Genomic DNA, 1,637 nt, shown 5'->3' with positions numbered 1-1,637 from the left:
CAATGTGGTCAACCTAGCGTCAACTTAGGGGCATATTAGCGAATAGCCTCCAATGCAAACTACAAAATAAATCGGTTTATGATAGAAAACAGTTGCTGTTTTGTTGGAAACCAGAAGATTTATAAAAATGACCGCACTTAAATAAGCCTATTGATGAATGCTGGTTCTATTTTAAAAAGAAACTTTTTTATTTCGGAAATGTGAACGTCCCTTGGATTTCAATTTCTTCCTTGGAAATGACCTTCCGGGCAGGAGCTGTGATCTGCAACGTACAGCATCTGTATATAACTGTTCAATAATTGAAAGCTCAAACAGTCCGCAGAGTATTTTGGGAATAATACTTTTAATCCGTCCAATGATAAATGCACGATTGGCCTGATAACGGAACTTATTTGTGCTTTTGGCAGAAATCTGTATTTCCTCATCTGCTTCATTTTTTATAAGGGAAGCCAGATTCGATAGAAGCATATTTATGTAAAATTCCTGCTGTATAGATACTGCAGTAGCACCGGAAAACTCTTCCATGGCAAAGCGGCTTTTTAGTTCTTTGTACTTAAGTTCTACAGGCCATCTGTAGAAGTAAAGTTCCCGGAACATATCTTTTGTAACAGCAGGATCAAACAGGTTTGTTGCAAGATATTCTTTTGTACCATCATCAAGCAGGATCTCAAGGACACGTATGGGTACATCGGAAGTACCTTCTTTTGAAGTTCCCTGAAGAATGGAAATCATATCACCATCGCATTTTTTAGATAAATTGATTCCCTCTTTCAGTCTCATAACACAGAGATGCCCATGCTCTACACAGTAGCGGAACATATCTTCTGAATAATAACCTCTGTCAAAAATAATAATACTGTTGTTATATAGTCCCATATCTTCAAGAACTTTAAGATGTTCTAATGCAGCTGCCCGTTCAGAGGAAAGAAATTTATGGATAGATGCATGAAGGATATAATCATCCAGAACATCATAAATTATGGAAGCCAGTCCCATGGTATAACGTCGGTTTGGATCAGGATAGCTGGACATTTCGCCAAAGAAATCAAAAGTTGATTTTGAATTCGGAAGTTCGATCCTGGAACCATCTACTGCAAAAAGATGATAACCCTGCCACAGCTTTCTTGAAGGGATCTGGCTGTAAAACAGATCAACAGAAAGATAATAAAGTTCCTTGAACAGTGAAGGATTAATGAACTGTCTGGCTTTGGAAAGTGCCTGTTTTGAAACATCCGGAAAAGAAAGCGTGCCCAGTTCTTCTCTGATCTGTGAAAGATTCTGGAACATGGAAGCTTTTGAAGAGAAGAACAGATAAATAATAACTTGCAAAAGTGAAAGTTTTCTTCGCCGTACAAAATGTTTTTCCACCCGATGGGGTTCCAGTTTAACTTGATCTGTGATATAATCTTTAATGGATTGGACGATATTTTTACAAATATTAGTTCGATTCATATGGCATACCTCCTACGTATTGGAATAGATAAATATTTCGCTGGTAACGTAATATTGCTTAATCTATAAACCACATATTTAGGAGGATATGTCAAGATATTTATATAAAAAAATCCAGAATATAAGCCCAGAATCGTTGAATTTTCAGCATTCTGGGCTTAAGTTGACCACATTGGGGTCTGACC

At 37.1% G+C, this 1,637-nt stretch carries 1 protein-coding gene; it reads right to left on the bottom strand.

What is annotated here, in order from left to right; genetic code table 11:
* Positions 1 to 171: 171 nt before the first annotated feature.
* Positions 172 to 1,452: an IS4 family transposase gene (locus I4V44_RS17370; protein ID WP_196003019.1), complete on the bottom strand. Its 1,281-nt coding sequence runs from the start codon at positions 1,450 to 1,452 to the stop codon at positions 172 to 174.
* Between the last annotated feature and the right edge of the window lie 185 nt (positions 1,453 to 1,637).

Origin of the sequence: Blautia sp. 1001283B150304_161114_C9 (genome assembly GCF_015668165.1) — a bacterium.
GTDB lineage: Bacteria > Bacillota > Clostridia > Lachnospirales > Lachnospiraceae > Blautia_A > Blautia_A wexlerae.
Note: the sequence above shows the minus strand (reverse complement) of the source record. Positions and strands in the feature narration are given on the sequence as shown.

Bases quoted from the DNA above. Each gene is read 5' to 3' on its own strand.
- I4V44_RS17370 (WP_196003019.1), bottom strand. From the start codon at position 1,452: ATGAATCGAACTAATATTTGTAAAAATATCGTCCAATCCATTAAAGAT.